The sequence below is a fragment of the Burkholderia sp. D-99 genome, assembly GCF_011605345.1.
In the GTDB taxonomy this organism is placed as follows: domain Bacteria; phylum Pseudomonadota; class Gammaproteobacteria; order Burkholderiales; family Burkholderiaceae; genus Burkholderia.
In genome coordinates this window covers 473,199-489,020 of the sequence record NZ_JAAOXM010000003.1, presented here as the reverse complement: position 1 = coordinate 489,020, position 15,822 = coordinate 473,199, and the positions used below count along the sequence as shown (strand labels likewise).

At 65.3% G+C, this 15,822-nt stretch carries 17 protein-coding genes; 4 read left to right on the top strand and 13 right to left on the bottom strand.

What is annotated here, in order from left to right; genetic code table 11:
* Positions 1-59: 59 nt before the first annotated feature.
* From HAV18_RS16295 to rpsP, 5 genes are all read right to left on the bottom strand, one after another.
* Positions 60-746 carry a CoA pyrophosphatase gene (locus tag HAV18_RS16295; RefSeq protein ID WP_166957538.1) on the bottom strand — a complete coding sequence of 229 codons (687 nt, stop codon included), beginning with the start codon at positions 744-746 and terminating at the stop codon, positions 60-62.
* An 87-nt stretch (positions 747-833) separates the two neighbouring features.
* The gene (gene rplS / locus HAV18_RS16290) at positions 834-1,226 is read right to left on the bottom strand and encodes a 50S ribosomal protein L19 (protein WP_166957536.1); all 393 of its coding nucleotides are present in this window, start codon (positions 1,224-1,226) and stop codon (positions 834-836) included.
* A gap of 133 nt (positions 1,227-1,359) precedes the next feature.
* Positions 1,360-2,154, bottom strand: coding sequence for a tRNA (guanosine(37)-N1)-methyltransferase TrmD (trmD, locus tag HAV18_RS16285; protein WP_043181891.1), 795 nt, complete (start codon positions 2,152-2,154; stop codon positions 1,360-1,362).
* 1 nt (position 2,155) lies between these two features.
* Positions 2,156-2,833 carry a ribosome maturation factor RimM gene (gene rimM, locus HAV18_RS16280; RefSeq protein ID WP_166957534.1) on the bottom strand — a complete coding sequence of 226 codons (678 nt, stop codon included), beginning with the start codon at positions 2,831-2,833 and terminating at the stop codon, positions 2,156-2,158.
* A gap of 42 nt (positions 2,834-2,875) precedes the next feature.
* Positions 2,876-3,130: a 30S ribosomal protein S16 gene (rpsP, locus tag HAV18_RS16275; protein ID WP_006050280.1), complete on the bottom strand. Its 255-nt coding sequence runs from the start codon at positions 3,128-3,130 to the stop codon at positions 2,876-2,878.
* 152 nt (positions 3,131-3,282) lie between these two features.
* Between rpsP and HAV18_RS16270 the strand changes: the two genes are divergently transcribed.
* Together HAV18_RS16270 and HAV18_RS16265 are read left to right on the top strand one after the other, a co-directional pair.
* Positions 3,283-4,422, top strand: coding sequence for a sorbosone dehydrogenase family protein (locus HAV18_RS16270; protein ID WP_166957532.1), 1,140 nt, complete (start codon positions 3,283-3,285; stop codon positions 4,420-4,422).
* Positions 4,423-4,531: 109 nt separating this feature from the next.
* A complete protein-coding gene (locus tag HAV18_RS16265) occupies positions 4,532-4,999 on the top strand; it encodes an NINE protein (RefSeq protein WP_060062168.1) in 468 nt (155 codons plus the stop codon).
* 49 nt (positions 5,000-5,048) lie between these two features.
* On the opposite strand, the gene HAV18_RS16260 is transcribed toward HAV18_RS16265, so the two are convergent.
* Together HAV18_RS16260 and HAV18_RS16255 are read right to left on the bottom strand one after the other, a co-directional pair.
* Positions 5,049-6,236, bottom strand: coding sequence for a PA0069 family radical SAM protein (locus HAV18_RS16260; RefSeq protein WP_166957530.1), 1,188 nt, complete (start codon positions 6,234-6,236; stop codon positions 5,049-5,051).
* Between the two features lie 90 nt (positions 6,237-6,326).
* A complete protein-coding gene (locus HAV18_RS16255) occupies positions 6,327-6,815 on the bottom strand; it encodes an Lrp/AsnC ligand binding domain-containing protein (protein ID WP_166957528.1) in 489 nt (162 codons plus the stop codon).
* Positions 6,816-6,960: 145 nt separating this feature from the next.
* On the opposite strand from HAV18_RS16255, the gene HAV18_RS16250 reads away from it, so the two are divergent.
* Positions 6,961-8,247, top strand: coding sequence for a D-amino acid dehydrogenase (locus tag HAV18_RS16250; protein ID WP_166957526.1), 1,287 nt, complete (start codon positions 6,961-6,963; stop codon positions 8,245-8,247).
* A 93-nt stretch (positions 8,248-8,340) separates the two neighbouring features.
* Here the strand turns inward: HAV18_RS16250 and HAV18_RS16245 are convergent, their stop codons facing one another.
* The 6 genes from HAV18_RS16245 to HAV18_RS16220 form a co-directional block, all read right to left on the bottom strand.
* Positions 8,341-10,131 carry an acyl-CoA dehydrogenase gene (locus HAV18_RS16245; protein WP_166957524.1) on the bottom strand — a complete coding sequence of 597 codons (1,791 nt, stop codon included), beginning with the start codon at positions 10,129-10,131 and terminating at the stop codon, positions 8,341-8,343.
* Positions 10,132-10,229: 98 nt separating this feature from the next.
* Entirely contained in the window at positions 10,230-11,165 is a 936-nt protein-coding gene (locus tag HAV18_RS16240; RefSeq protein WP_166957522.1) for an electron transfer flavoprotein subunit alpha/FixB family protein, read from the bottom strand.
* Between the two features lie 16 nt (positions 11,166-11,181).
* Positions 11,182-11,931, bottom strand: coding sequence for an electron transfer flavoprotein subunit beta/FixA family protein (locus HAV18_RS16235; RefSeq protein ID WP_166957520.1), 750 nt, complete (start codon positions 11,929-11,931; stop codon positions 11,182-11,184).
* A 228-nt stretch (positions 11,932-12,159) separates the two neighbouring features.
* A complete protein-coding gene (locus HAV18_RS16230; protein ID WP_166957518.1) occupies positions 12,160-12,954 on the bottom strand; it encodes a MetQ/NlpA family ABC transporter substrate-binding protein in 795 nt (264 codons plus the stop codon).
* Positions 12,955-12,983: 29 nt separating this feature from the next.
* Entirely contained in the window at positions 12,984-13,637 is a 654-nt protein-coding gene (locus HAV18_RS16225) for a methionine ABC transporter permease (RefSeq protein ID WP_059529774.1), read from the bottom strand.
* The gene (locus HAV18_RS16220; RefSeq protein WP_166957516.1) at positions 13,627-14,661 is read right to left on the bottom strand and encodes a methionine ABC transporter ATP-binding protein; all 1,035 of its coding nucleotides are present in this window, start codon (positions 14,659-14,661) and stop codon (positions 13,627-13,629) included. Before HAV18_RS16220 ends, HAV18_RS16225 begins: the two co-directional genes overlap by 11 nt.
* A 216-nt stretch (positions 14,662-14,877) precedes the next feature.
* Here HAV18_RS16220 and HAV18_RS16215 point away from each other — a divergent pair, with 216 nt between their 5' ends.
* The gene (locus HAV18_RS16215; protein WP_166957514.1) at positions 14,878-15,798 is read left to right on the top strand and encodes an alpha/beta hydrolase; all 921 of its coding nucleotides are present in this window, start codon (positions 14,878-14,880) and stop codon (positions 15,796-15,798) included.
* Positions 15,799-15,822: the final 24 nt, after the last annotated feature.

The following is a 15,822-nucleotide window of genomic DNA, read 5'->3' as shown; positions in this document are numbered from 1 at the left end:
GGATGGCTGCCGGCGCGGTCGCGCGGCAGCCGGCCGCGCGCGCCAGCCGCCGTGCGCGCCTAGCCGGCGGCCAAGAAGCGGTACAGATTGCGCAACATGCCGGCAGTTGCGCCCCAGATGAAGTAATGCCCGCCGGGTTCGCCATTCGGATAGGGCATCGCAAAAAAACGACGCTCACCGCCTTCCCAGCGGAACACACGAACCTGATGGTTCGCGGGATTCATCAGGAATGCGAGCGGCACTTCGAAAATCTCGGCCACTTCGAAAGTGTCGGCCTGCACGGTGAACGGCGGATGCACGAGGCCGACCACCGGCGTCACGCAGAAGCCCGTGCCGGTCAGGTAGTCGGGCAACGCGCCGAGGATCTCGACACGCTCGTCTGCCAGCCCGATTTCTTCCTTCGCCTCGCGCAGCGCGGTTGCGGTTGCATCGCGATCGAACGGTTCGCGACGACCGCCGGGGAAGCTGATCTGTCCGGCGTGGTCGTTCAGGTGGTCAGCGCGCTGGGTCAGCAGCATTGTGAGGCCGGACTCGCGGACGACGAGCGGGACGAGGACAGCCGCGCTACGCGGATCGACGCCCTCCTGCAGTCTCGCCTCGCCGGGCTCGACGCTCCATTCGAGCGTGCGTGTGAAACGGTTGCGCAGGCCGGACGGCGTCATCAGGCGGGAATCGATGGCCGGCAGGCCGGCGCCGGTGCCTTCGACCGGCAGGACTTCGGGATCGATGATGGGGCGGCGATTCAATGGGGCTCTCGGGTTCGTGTCGTATCGAGCATATTGTCGCGCCAGAATGAAAAAAGCACCCGGGTGGGTGCTTTTTCCTTACAGCTCTTACTCTTGGGAAGCTGCTGCGGCGCGATCCTTCGACACCAGCTTTTCCTTGATACGAGCCGACTTGCCCGAACGCTCGCGCAGGTAGTACAGCTTCGCACGACGCACATCACCGCGACGCTTCACGACGATGCTTGCCAGCAGCGGCGAGTACGTCTGGAACGTACGCTCGACGCCTTCGCCCGACGAGATCTTGCGGACGATGAAGTTCGAGTTCAGACCACGGCTGCGAATCGCGATCACGACGCCTTCGTAAGCCTGAACGCGCTTGCGGGTACCTTCAACCACGTTCACGTTCACGATCACCGTATCGCCCGGGGCGAAATCGGGAATCGTCTTGCCGGCGAGCGCGCGCTCGATTTCTTCCTGCTCAAGTTTTTCGATCAGATTCATTACTGACTCCTTATGCCATCGTGTCGGCGTTGGCACCCGCCTGCTTCCAGGCCTGGCCCCGATAGAGGATGGATTCACATCAGGTACCGCGCACGCATGCACGACACCGCCAATTCCCGCCCGCGCAGCCGCCTCAGGAGGCGTTCTTCGCTTCGCGTGCGAGGTTCGCAAGCCACGCCTCGTCGGCCCGGCTCAACAACTTCTCGCGGCGCGCCCGGACGATCAGGTCCGGCCGCTTCCGCAATGTATTCCGCAAGGCTTCCTGCCGCCGCCACCGCTCGATCTCGGCATGATGCCCGCCGAGCAGCACGTCCGGCACGCGCACGCCGTCGTATTCCTCCGGGCGCGTGTAGTGAGGACAATCGAGCAGCCCGTCGGCGAAACTGTCCTGCACGGCCGACAGCGAATCGTTCAGCACGCCGGGCAGCAACCGCACGACGGCATCCATCATCGCCATCGCCGGCAACTCTCCGCCGGACAGGACGAAATCGCCGAGGCTGATTTCCTCGTCGACGCACCGATCGAGCAGGCGCTGGTCGATCGCTTCATAGCGGCCGCACAGCACGACGACACCGGGTTCCTGCGCCATCCGTACCGCGCGATCGTGCGTGAGCGGTGCACCTTGCGGCGACATCATCACGACACGCGTGCTCGCGATGCCCTGTTCCGCCTGTGCCGCTTTCGCGGCATCGATCGCGGCTTCGAGCGGCCTGGCCAGCATCACCATGCCCGGACCGCCGCCGTACGGACGATCGTCGACCGTGCGGTAGTTGTCCGTCGTGAAATCACGCGGGTTCCAGGTGCGCAACCCGAAGCGCCCTTGCTTGACGGCCCGGCTGGTGATCCCCCAGTCGGTCAGTGCACGGAACATCTCGGGGAAGAGCGTGACGACGTCGAACTGCACCGCGCTCTCGGTAACCTGGTTCATTTCAGTAATCGGCTTCCCAGTCGACGACGATGCGACGCGCCGCCTGGTCCACCGTTTTGACGTATACGCCGACGAACGGAATCAACCGCTCGTCGGTGGTCGGCTGACCGTCTTTGCCGGTCGCCGGATACTCGACACGCATGATCGAATGCACGCCATTGTCGATCATCCCGCTCACCTTCCCAAGCGCCACCGATTGCTCGTTGACGACATCGAGACCGATCAGGTCGACCCAATAGAATTCGTCCGCGGCCAATGCCGGGAAATCTTCCCGACGCACGAACACGCGAAAGCCACGCATGGCCAGCGCAGCATCGCGATCGCTCACACCCTCGAGTTGCGCAACGACAGTGTCGCTGTGCGTCTTCGACTGCATGATGCGAACGGAAAGCCGCTCCGCGCCGCGCTCCAGCCACCAGCGACGCGCCTTGAGCAGCGCATCGCCGCCGCGACCGGCGTCGGCATGCGCCGCCACCTTGACCCAGCCCTTCAGGCCATAGGCGTCGACCACCGCCCCGACCTCGACGGCATCGTCGGGCCAGGCTTGCGCCACCTCGAGACTACCCTGCTCGGCAGCCTCACCGGCGTTCGCGACAGCGTCGCGCTCGACCGGCTTGCGGACGAATGCGCCAAACGACGCACGCCCGCGCCTTGCATTACCGGAATCGTGACCCGCCATCAATGCACCTCACAGCCGGCACGACCGGCACACCGTGCCATGTTAGGCAGCCGGTTGCGCCTTTTGCGCTTCCTTCACGAGACGCTCGACGGTCGGCGACAGTTGCGCGCCAACGCCTTGCCAGTACGTCAGGCGATCCTGAGCGATACGCAGCGATTCGCCCTTCGTAGCGACCGGGTTGTAGAAACCGACGCGCTCGATGAAGCGGCCGTCACGACGGTTGCGCGAATCGGTAGCGACGATGTTGTAGAACGGGCGCTTCTTCGAGCCGCCACGAGCCAGACGGATGATAACCATATGATGTCCTTCGGAAAACCGGGTTCGAAACTACTGAAACACGCGATTATAGCCGGAAACCAGAGGTACAACAAACACTTACGCGTAAAAAATCCACGGGCGGCCTGTCAGGCGGGCATACAATCGTCGTGTCCGGGACGCTCCACACCGTCATGCCGCCCCTTCGCGCCGCCTCGATGCGCCGCGCGCAGCACCGTTTCGCGGCGCTGCTTGCCGGTCTTGCCTGCCTCGCATCCGCACCGGCGTTTGCCGCGCCGTTGCCGGTGGGCGAACTCGTCGTGCCGCCCGGCTTCCACGTCGAAGTGCTGACCGATGCGGTACCGACCGCGCGCGAAATGGCGTGGTCGCCGCGCGGCATCCTGTATGTCGGCACCCGGGAAGGTCGCGTGCATGCGTTCGTGATGCACGAGGGCCGGATCAGTGCGCGCTACGTGATCGCGTCCGGGCTCGACATGCCCGTCGGCGTCGCCTACCGTAGCGGCGCACTCTATATATCCGCCGTATCGCGCATCCTGCGTCTCGATCACATCGACGACCGGCTCGCCACACCGCCCACACCCGCCGTCGTAACCGACGCGCTGCCGACCGAACACCATCACGGCTGGAAATTCATCGCGTTCGGCCCTGACGGCAAGCTGTACGTGCCGACCGGCGCACCGTGCAACGTCTGTCTCGCCGATCGCAGCCGCTACGCGATCATCGCACGCATGAAGGCGGACGGTAGCGGGAACGAGGTTGTCGCGCGCGGCGTACGCAATACGGTCGGCTTCGCGTGGCACCCCGATTCGGGTGAGCTGTGGTTTACCGACAACGGGCGCGACATGATGGGCGACGACGTGCCCGACGACAAGCTGAACCGCGCCCCGCGCGCCGGGCTCGACTTCGGCTTTCCTTATTGTCATGGCGGCGACACGCCCGACCCCGAATTCGGCAGTGCCGACGTATGCCGCCGCTACGTGCCGCCCGTATTGAAGCTCGGCGCGCACGTTGCCGCGCTCGGCATGCGCTTCTATACCGGGCCGATGTTTCCGGCGTCGTATCGCAATAACGTGTTCATTGCCGAACACGGCTCGTGGAACCGCAGCACGAAGGTCGGCTACCGCGTGATGCGTGTGATCGTGTCGGCGGACGGCAGCCAGGCGCGCCAGACGCCATTCGTCACGGGCTGGCTGCGGTCCGACGGCACGGTATGGGGACGCCCGGCCGACGTACTGCCGCTACCGGACGGCTCGCTGCTCATCAGCGACGATTACGCCGGCGCCATCTACCGCGTGACCTATGCGGCACCTTGACGCAGGCAAGGGGTGACCGGGCCCGACCGGGCATCGTAGAATGCGTGCCGGGCCGCGTGCCCGCGCCGGCCCGCCGGCCGCCCATGCCAACGACAATACGCCGCCATCCATGTCCAGCAGCACCGCACCGTCCCGCCGCTTCCGGTCCAAGACGCTCACCGCCGCCCTTGCGTTCCTGTTCGGATCGCTCGGCGCGCACCGCTTCTATCTGTATGGCTTTCGCGACGTGTACGGCTGGGCGCACCTGCTTGCGACGATCGTCGGCATCCCGGGCTTCCTCTTGCTCGCCGCGACCCAGCGCAGTGCCGGCCTCGGCTGGTGGCTCGCGGTACCCGGCGCAATCTCGCTGCTGGCCGCATTCCTCGCCGCGCTCGTCTACGGGTTACGCCCCGACGAAAAATGGGACGCGCAATTCAATGCGGAGACGGGCAAGCACAGCAAGTCGGGCTGGACCGTGATCTTCGTGGTGATCTTCTCGCTGCTGATCGGTGCGTTCCTGCTGATGACCGCGCTCGCGTTGTCGTTCCAGACGTATTTCGAGTCGCAGGTCGAAGCGGCCAAGCAAATTTCGCAGTAAGCGCAACGAACGCGACGTACCGGCACCCTGCGCCCGTTTAGCGCACCGGTCAGAACAGGTTCAATTGCATGTCGTCGCGCGACTGCGTCGACCGCGTGCCGGCCGAACGACCAGCAACGCGCGGCACCGGCGCCGCAGCGGCCGACGCGCCGCGAAACTGCGACAGATCGAGAATGCCGTTCGTGCGCTCGTTCAGCCCGAGCCGCTTGACGGCCTGGCGGAAACGCTGCCGCAGCAGGTCGGCCCAGATCCCCTCGCCTTTCATCCGTTTCGAGAAATCCGAGTCGTAGTCTTTCCCGCCGCGCATGTCGCGCACGCGGTTCATCACGCGCTCCGCGCGGTCGGGAAAATGCGCGGCGAGCCAGTTCTTGAACAGCGGCGCAACCTCCCACGGCAGCCTCAGGATGATGTAGCTCGCGTGCGTGGCGCCGGCTTCCGCGCACGCCTCGAGTACGCGCTCCATGTCGGGCTCGGTGACGAACGGAATCATCGGTGCAATGCTCACGCCGACCGGCACGCCCGCATCGCGCAGCGCGCGGATCGTGCGCAACCGGCGCGCCGGTGTCGCCGCGCGCGGCTCGAGCGTGCGCGCGAGATCGGCATCGAGCGTCGTGATCGTGACCGCCGCCATCACCTGCCTGCGTTCGGCCATCGGCGCAAGCAGGTCGAGATCACGCTCGATCAGCGACGACTTCGTGATCGCGGCGAACGGCAGCCCGCGATCGTGCATCACCTGGATCACGCTGCGCGTGATGCGCAAATCGCGCTCGACCGGCTGGTAGGCGTCGGTGTTGACACCGAGCGCGATCGGCTCCGGCACGTAGCGCTTGCGCGCAATCTCGCGCTCGAGCAGTTCGGCCGCATTGACCTTCGCATAGATGCGGCTTTCGAAATCGAGCCCCGGCGACAAGCCGAGATAACTGTGCGTCGGACGCGCAAAGCAGTAGATGCACCCGTGCTCGCAACCGCGATACGGATTGAGCGATACGCTGAACGGAATATCGGGCGACTGGTTGTGCGTCAGGATGCTCTTCGCCCGCTCCTCGAATACCTGCGTGCGCAGCGGCGCGGGGAAATCGGCATCGTCCGACTCGTGTGTCCAGCCGTCGTCGACCGCTTCACGCTGCGCGATTTCGTATCGCCCCTGCAGGTTGTCGACCGCACCGCGCCCCTTGCGGGGCACGGGCGGCGCTATCGGAAATTCGTTGTCGGATCGATCGACCATGTACCCACCCATTCGCCTGCGCCCAATACTGTACATTTATACAGTATTGGGCGCAGCGTGCCAAGGGCGGGATAAAGCGCCCGACAACCTGCCGCAGGCGCGTCAGTCGCCCACGGCGATCGTCAGCGTTTCCTTGATTTCTTCCATCACGACGTAGCTCTTCGACTGCACGGCGCCGGGCAACTGCAGCAGGATGTCGCCGAGCAGCTTCCGGTAGTCGGCCATCTCGCCGATCCGCGCCTTGATCAGGTAGTCGAAATCGCCGGACACGAGATGGCACTCGAGCACCTCGTCGATCTTCATCACTTCCCGGCGGAATTGCTCGAACATGTTGCCGCCCTTGTGGCCGAGCGTAATCTCGACGAACACCAGCAGCGAGGCACCCAGCTGGTGGGGGTCGACACGCGCGTGATAGCCGGTGATCACGCCATCCCGCTCCATGCGCCGTACACGCTCGATACACGGCGTGACGGTCAGTCCGACCTGTTCCGCGAGGTCTTTCATCGCCATCCGGCCGTCGTCCTGGAGCAGTTTCAGGATGCGCCGGTCGAGCTTGTCGAGCGAGCGTACGGGCTGACGTTGCGTTCTCATTTGTTTATGCTGAAAACCTGAAAAATACGATAACAAAACCTACACATTCGACAATACCATAGCGCAAAAAACTAGATCAGCTAGAGGTTACACGGAGCCGCAGGTGCGCCCGGCCTCGACCTGGTCCCTTCCATCTGGAGCAGCTATGCGAGTCGTCATTCTGGGCAGCGGTGTGGTGGGCGTGGCAAGCGCGTATTACCTCGCGCGCGCCGGTCATGAAGTCACGGTGATCGACCGGGAGGCCGGCCCGGCGCTCGAGACGAGCTTCGCGAACGCTGGCCAGATCTCCCCTGGCTATGCCGCGCCGTGGGCCGCACCCGGCGTGCCGCTGAAGGCCGTCAAATGGATGTTCGAGAAACACGCGCCGCTCGCGATCCGCCTCGACGGCACTCGCTTCCAGCTCCAGTGGATGTACCAGATGCTGCGTAACTGCACGGCCGAGCGCTATGCAGTCAACAAGGGCCGCATGGTTCGCCTTGCCGAATACAGCCGCGACTGCCTGCAGGCGCTGCGCGCCGATACCGGCATCGAATACGAAGGCCGCACGGGCGGCACGCTGCAGTTGTTCCGCACGCAGCAGCAACTCGACGGTGCAGCGAAGGACATCGCCGTCCTGAAGGAAGCGAACGTGCCGTTCGAACTGCTTTCGCCGGCCGACCTGAAGAACGCCGAACCGGCCCTCGCCGCTGTCTCGCACAAGCTGACGGGCGGCCTGCGCCTGCCGGGTGACGAAACGGGCGACTGCCAGCTGTTCACGACGCGCCTCGCGGCGCTCGCCGAATCGCTCGGCGTCAAGTTCCGCTACAACACGCCGATCGATGCGCTCGCAATCGCGGGCGGCAAGATCGCCGGCGTACAGTGCGGCAGCGAGACGGTGCGTGCGGACGCGTACGTCGTCGCGCTCGGCTCGTACTCGACCAGCTTCATCTCGAACCTGATGAAGATCCCCGTCTATCCGCTGAAGGGCTATTCGATCACCGCGCCGATCGTCAACGAAGCGGCCGCGCCCGTGTCGACGGTGCTCGACGAAACCTACAAGATCGCGATCACGCGTTTCGACCAGCGCATCCGCGTCGGCGGCATGGCGGAAATCGTCGGCTTCGACAAGAAGCTGCGCGCCGCGCGCCGCGAAACGCTCGAAATGTGCGTGAACGACCTGTTCCCGGGCGGTGGCGACACGTCGAAGGCCACGTTCTGGACAGGCCTGCGCCCGATGACGCCGGACGGCACGCCGATCGTCGGCCGCACGCCGGTGTCGAACCTGTTCCTGAACACCGGCCACGGCACGCTCGGCTGGACGATGTCGTGCGGTTCGGGCCAGCTGCTCGCAGACCTGATCTCGGGCAAGATGCCTGCGATCCAGGCCGACGACCTGTCGGTGCATCGTTACCTGAAGGAAGTGGCCGGTCAGACGCGCCCGGCGTACGCATAAACCGACGTTGCCCGCAGCCATGCGGGCCGGCCGGCATCAAAAGGAAAGGCGCCCCGCGGGCGCCTTTTTCACTTGATCGAACCGTCGTGCCGATCAGAACTGGTCTTCCGTCAACGCGAGCACGCCCTCGTTGCCCTTCGTGCCGACGATCGACGCTTCGAGCCCGCCTGCCTGCACCAGCACGTGCTCCGCATAGAGCTGCGCGATCGCGATCTTCGCATCGAAGAACGCCGGGTCGCTCGAGCGGTTCGCCTGCGCCGCCACCAGCGCGCGGCCCATCTGCCACCCGCACAGCACCACGCCCGCCAGCTTCAGGTACGGCACGCTGCCCGCGAACACCGCGTTCGGGTCCTGCTTCACGTTCGCCACCACGTAATCCAGCACCGACGACAGCGCCTTCGCACCCTTCTCCAGCTGCGCCTTCATCGACGCGGCCGCCGCGCCGTCCAGCTTGTCCAGCGCCGCGACCGTCTCGCCGATCTCCGCGATCAGCGCCTTCGCCACCGCGCCGCCGTCGCGCATCGTCTTGCGGCCCACCAGGTCGTTCGCCTGGATCGCCGTCGTGCCTTCGTAGATCGCCAGGATCCGCGCATCGCGGTAATACTGCGCCGCGCCCGTCTCCTCGATGAAGCCCATCCCGCCGTGCACCTGCACGCCCAGGCTCGCCACGTCGTTCACCATCTCCGTGCTCCAGCCCTTCACCACCGGCACCAGATACTCGTAGATTGCCTGATGACGGCCACGCGTCGCCTCGTCCGAATGGCGGTGGGCAATGTCGCTGTGCGCCGCGGCCACGTAGGCCAGCGCCCGCGCACCTTCGGTCAGCGCGCGCATCGTGCCGAGCATGCGGCGCACGTCCGGGTGATGGATGATCGTCACCGACTGCTTGGCCGAACCGTCCACCGGGCGGCTCTGCACGCGTTCCTTCGCGAATTCCGCGGCCTTCTGGTACGCACGGTCGGCCACGCCGATCCCCTGCATCCCGACGCCGAAGCGCGCCGCATTCATCATGATGAACATGTATTCTAGGCCGCGGTTCTCCTCGCCGATCAGGTAGCCGATCGCGCCGCCGTTGTCGCCATATTGCAGCACCGCCGTCGGGCTCGCCTTGATCCCGAGCTTGTGCTCGATCGACACGCAGTGCACGTCGTTGCGTGCGCCCAACGAGCCGTCCTCGTTGACCATGAACTTCGGCACGATGAACAGCGAGATGCCCTTCACGCCTTCCGGCGCGTTCGGCGTGCGCGCCAGCACCAGGTGGACGATGTTGTCCGCCATGTCGTGCTCGCCCCACGTGATGAAGATCTTCGTGCCGAACACCTTGTACGTACCGTCGCCCTGCGGTTCCGCGCGCGAGCGCACCAGCGCAAGATCGGAGCCCGCCTGCGGCTCGGTCAGGTTCATCGTGCCGGTCCATTCGCCCGAGATCAGCTTCGGCACGTAGCGCTGCTTCTGCTCGTCGGTGCCGGCCGTCAGCAGCGCCTCGATCGCGCCGTCGGTCAGGAGCGGACACAGCGCGAACGACAGGTTCGCCGCGTTCAGCATCTCGATGCACGGCGTCGCGATCAGCTTCGGCAGCCCCTGGCCGTCGTATTCGGACGGGTGCTGCAGCCCCTGCCAGCCGCCTTCGACGAACTGGCGGAACGCTTCGCCGAAGCCCGGCGTCGCGGTCACGACACCGTCCTTCCAGCTGCTCGGATTGCGGTCGCCTTCGACGTTCAGTGGCGCCAGCACCTCGCCGCAAAATTTCGCGGATTCGTCGAGCACAGCCTGCGCCGTGTCGTAACCGGCATCCTCGAAACCGGGCAACTGCGCGACGGCGTCGATGCCGGCCAGTTCCTTCAGCACGAACAGCATGTCCTTGACGGGGGCGTTATAGCTCATGGTGCGTCTCCCTCTTCTCTCTTCTGTCGATGGCGAAAAAAAGGGGCGCTCGTCGCGCCCCTCTTCTCATGTGCTTACCGCTGAAGCGTCACACTGCTTTAGCCGAGCTCGGCCACGAGTTCAGGCACGAGCGCGAACAGATCGCCGACGAGGCCATAGTCGGCCACGCTGAAGATCGGCGCTTCCGGATCCTTGTTGATCGCGACGATCACCTTCGAATCCTTCATGCCGGCCAGATGCTGGATCGCACCCGAGATGCCGACCGCGATGTACAGCTGCGGTGCGACGATCTTGCCGGTCTGGCCAACCTGGTAGTCGTTCGGCACGTAGCCGGCGTCGACTGCCGCGCGCGATGCGCCGAGCGCTGCCGACAGCTTGTCGGCCAGCGGCTCCAGCACCTTCGTGTAGTTCTCGCCGCTGCCCAGACCGCGGCCGCCCGACACGATGATCTTCGCGCTGGTCAGCTCCGGACGGTCCAGCTTCGTCACTTCACGGCTCACGAACTGCGACTTGCCTGCGTCGGCTGCCGCTTCGATCTTCTCGACCGTCGCGCTGCCGCCTTCGGCCGCAACCGGATCGAAGCCCGTCGCACGCACCGTGATCACCTTGATCGGGTCGCTCGACTGCACCGTCGCGATCGCGTTACCCGCATAGATCGGGCGCTCGAACGTGTCGGCACTGTCAACTGCGGTGATGTCCGAGATCTGCGCGACGTCCAGCTTCGCGGCGATACGCGGCGCGATGTTCTTGCCGTAGGCCGTCGCCGGCGCGAGGATGTGCGAATAGTCCTTCGCGATGTTCAGCGCGGTCGCCTCGACGTTTTCCGCGAGGCCCGCTTCGAGTTGCGGCGCGTCGGCCAGCAGTACCTTCGACACACCTGCGATCTTCGCCGCTGCGTCCGCAGCCGCTTGCGCGTTGTGGCCTGCGACCAGCACGTGAATGTCGCCACCGATCTTCGCTGCCGCCGCCACCGTGTTCAACGTCGCGGCCTTGACCGACGCGTTGTCGTGTTCTGCAATCACCAGAATCGTCATTTCTTTGCGCTCCCTCTTACAGCACCTTGGCTTCGGTCTTCAGCTTCTCGACCAGCGTCTTCACGTCCGGCACCTTCACGCCGGCTGCGCGCTTCGGCGGCTCGACGACCTTCAGCGTCTTCAGACGCGGCGCGACATCCACGCCGAGGTCTTCCGGCTTCACGGTTTCCAGCGGCTTCTTCTTCGCCTTCATGATGTTCGGCAGCGTCACGTAGCGCGGCTCGTTCAGGCGCAGGTCCGTGGTGATCACGGCCGGCAGCGACAGCGACAGCGTTTCCGCACCGCCGTCGACTTCACGTGCAACCGTTGCCTTGCCGTCGGCCACCGTCACCTTCGACGCGAACGTCGCTTGCGGGAGACCGGCCAGCGCGGCCAGCATCTGGCCCGTCTGGTTAGAATCGTCGTCGATCGCCTGTTTGCCGAGGATCACGAGCGAAGGTTGTTCCTTGTCGACCAGCGCCTTCAGGATCTTCGCGACGGCCAGCGGCTCGACGCTGTCGGTCGACTCGACGAGGATCGCGCGATCTGCGCCGATCGCCAGCGCCGTACGCAGCGTTTCCTGCGCTTGCGTGACACCCACCGACACGGCGATCACTTCGGTCGCCACGCCCGCTTCCTTCAGGCGCACGGCTTCTTCAACGGCGATTTCGTCGAACGGGTTCATCGACATCTTCACGTTCGCGATGTCGACACCCGTGTTGTCCGACTTCACGCGGACCTTCACGTTGTAATCGACCACTCTTTTCACTGGCACCAGGATTTTCATGCACACGCTCCAAAGTTACGAATACGACCAGAGGCCATTCTATAGCGAGGCCTCATGACTGCGCGGCCAAGCGGACCCAACCATCGTGGTTGTCGAGGATACCGCTTCTTGGCGACGCGCCAATGATAGCGAACGGTCGTTCTATTTTAAAAGAGAAAAAACCCGGACGCAAAGCCCGGGTTTTCGATCATCAACTCTAATCTCGCCGGGCGCCCCGTGCTTCGCCTGTTACCAGGCGGCAATGACCGCTCCGCCGAACTTGCCTTCGATGAACTGCTTCACCTCGGCCGAATGATAGGCCGCGACCAGCTTCGCGACCCACGGCTTGTTCCGGTCCGCCTCGCGAATCGCGAGGATGTTCGCGTACGGGCCGTTCGGACCCTCGATCGCGATCGCATCCTGTTTCGGTTTCAACCCCGCTTCCATCGCGTAGTTGGTATTGATCGCGGCCGCGTCGACGTCGCCGAGCGAGCGCGGAATCTGTGCCGCATCAAGCTCGACGATCTTCAGCTTGCGCGGATTGTCGACGATATCGAGTGGCGTCGCCTTGAGCCCCGCGTCCGCGCGCAGCTTCAGCAGGCCCTGCTTTTGCAGCAACAGCAGCGCACGGCCGCCGTTGGTCGGATCGTTCGGAACCGCGATGCGCGCGCCCGGCTTCAGTTCGGCCAGCGATTTCACGCGCTTCGAATAGATGCCCATCGGGAACGTGACGGTATCCGCGACCTTGATCAGCTTGTAGCCGCGATCCTTCACCTGCGCCTGCAGATACGGATCGTGCTGGTAGCTGTTCGCGTCGAGGTCGCCGGACGCAAGCGCGGCGTTCGGCTGCACGTAATCGGAGAATTCGACGATGCGGATCTCGAGGCCGCTCTTCGCCGCGACCTTCTTCACCGCCTCCATGATCTGCGCGTGCGGCCCACCCGTCACGCCCACCTTGATGGTTTCGGCCTGCGCGTGTGCGCCCGCGAACAGCGCGGCCGCACCCAGAGCCGCCGCGAACTTCAGCATGAAGCGTCGTTGCATCGTGTGTCCCCTATCGAATCAGTTTTGTTTTACTTGTGGCTCAGCCGGCGGACGAGCCAGTCGCCGAACGACTGCACGATCTGCACGAACACGATCAGGATCGCGACCACCGTCCACATCACTTCGGGCAGATAGCGCTGGTAGCCGTAGCGGATCCCGAGATCGCCAAGGCCGCCGCCGCCGATCGCGCCCGCCATCGCCGAATAGCCGACCAGCGACACGAACGTGATCGTCAGGCCCGCGACGACGCCCGGCAGCGATTCGGGCAGCAGCACCTTGAAGACGATCTGCGACGTGGTCGCGCCCATCGATTGCGCAGCCTCGATCAGCCCGCGGTCGACTTCGCGCAGCGCCGTCTCGACGAGACGCGCGATGAACGGCGCGGCTGCGAGCGTCAGCGGCACGACCGCCGCGGCCGTGCCGATCGACGAACCCGTAATGAGCCGCGTAAACGGAATCACCGCGACCAGCAGGATAATGAACGGCGTCGAGCGGACGGCATTCACGATGCCGCCGAGCACGCGATTCACCGCGAGGTTCTGCAGCACGCCCTGGCGGTCGGTCAGGTAGAGCAGCACGCCGAGCGGCAGGCCGACGAGCGCGCCGACCGCTCCGGAGATGCCGACCATGATCAGCGTCTCCCAGAACGACTGCACGAACATATCGAACATCTCACTCAACATACGAAAGCTCCTCTACCACCACACCTTGTTCGCGCAGGAACGCGAGCGCCTGCCCGACCTTGCCCGGCTCGCCGCCCGCGAGCACCGCGAGCGAACCGAATGCCTGCCCCTGGATCTCGTCGATCTGGCCGTGCAGGATGTTGAAATCAAGTTCGTACCGGCGGATCGTCTCCGACAGGATCGGCTGGTCGACACCCGAGCCCGTGAACGCGAGCCGCAGCAGATGCCCGCTGCCGGTCTTCAGCCGCTCGGCCACGCGAGCCTTCAGCGCGGGCGGCAACTCCTGCGCGATCACGTCGCCGATCAGCGCGCGCGTCACTTCGTGATGCGGCTGCAGGAATACGTCGATCACGCGGCCTTCCTCGACCACGCGCCCCGCATCGAGCACCGCGACGCGATCGCACACCTGCTTGATCACTTCCATCTGATGCGTGATCAGCACGATCGTCAGGCCGAGCTCGCGGTTGATGCGCTTCAGCAAATCGAGGATCGAGCGCGTGGTTTCGGGATCGAGCGCGGACGTCGCTTCGTCCGACAGCAGGACCTTCGGCTGGCTCGCGAGCGCGCGCGCAATGCCGACGCGCTGCTTCTGCCCGCCGCTGATCTGCGACGGGTAGCGATCCTTCTGCGCGGACAGCCCGACGAGGTCGAGCAGCGGCAGCACGGCGGCCTCGATCTCGGTGCGGCTGGCGCCGGCCAGCTCCAGCGGCAGCGCGACGTTGTCGAATACCGTGCGCGACGACAGCAGGTTGAAGTGCTGGAAGATCATGCCGATCTCGCGGCGCGCCTCGCGCAGCGCGCCAGCCGGCAGCACCGTGAGATCACGCCCGCCGACGACGACATTGCCTTCGGTCGGCCGCGTGAGCAGGTTGATGGTGCGCACGAGCGTGCTCTTGCCGGCGCCGCTTCGGCCGATGATGCCGAACACCTCGCCCTGCGGGATCGTCAGGTTGACGTTGTGCAGCGCCTCGACCCAGCCGCCCGGCCCGGGAAATCGCTGCGAAAGATTGCGTAATTCGATCATGTAAACAAAACGGCGGCCGGCCGGCGAGTTGGCCCGCCAGTCGGCCGCCGATGCATCTGGAATAACCGTCGATTTTACCGCAAACCCCTCATTCCCCTTAATAATCGATTTCGATCTTTTCATAACTACACGAAATTAGAGGGACGTCGCTGGCCCGCCGCGCGAAGGCCGCGTCTATGATCCGAAACACCGACCAACCAACAGGGGACACGCCAGATGACCGCCACCACCACGCCGGCCACCGCGCCCGCCACAGCCAGCGTCGCGCCTGCGTCGGCACCCGCACCGAAAATGGGCCGGCTGCGTACGGCCGACGGGCTCGAATTGGCGTCGTACCGCTGGCCGGCTGGCGACGGCACGGCGCCGCCGCGCGCGACGATCGCGCTCGTGCACGGCCTTGCCGAACACGCGGGCCGCTATGCCGCGCTCGCCGGCCGGCTGAATGCGGCCGGTATCGAGGTGCTTGCGATCGATCTGCGCGGGCACGGCCAGTCACCCGGCAAGCGCGCGTGGGTCGAGCGCTTCGACGGCTACCTGAACGATGCGGATGCGCTGGTCGCCGAAGCCGCGCGCGGCAATTCGCCGCTGTTCCTGATGGGGCACAGCATGGGCGGCGCGGTCGCGGCGCTGTACGCGATCGAACGCGCGCCGGCACGCGGCCACGCGCTGACGGGTCTCGTGCTGTCGAGCCCGGCGCTCGCACCGGGACGCGACGTACCGCGCTGGATGCTCGCGGTGAGTCGCGTCATCAGCCGCGTATGGCCGACGTTTCCCGCGATCAAGATCGATGCGGCACTGCTGTCGCGCGATCCGGCCATCGTCGCGGCCAATCGCGCCGATCCGCTCGTGCATCACGGCGCGGTGCCCGCGCGCACTGGCGCGGAAATTCTTGACGCGATGGCACGTATCGAAAGCGGCCGCGGCACGCTGCGCGTGCCGGTGCTCGTCTATCACGGCACGGAAGACAAGCTGACCGAACCCGACGGCAGCCGCGCGTTCGGCGCGCGCGTCGGCTCGCCCGATCGTACGCTGACGCTATACGAAGGCGGTTTCCACGAAACGATGAACGATCTCGAACGCGATCGCGTGATCGACACGCTGATCGCGTGGATTCACGCGCGCGTGCCGGCACGCTGAGCGCGCCCGGCGCGCCCTGCCAGT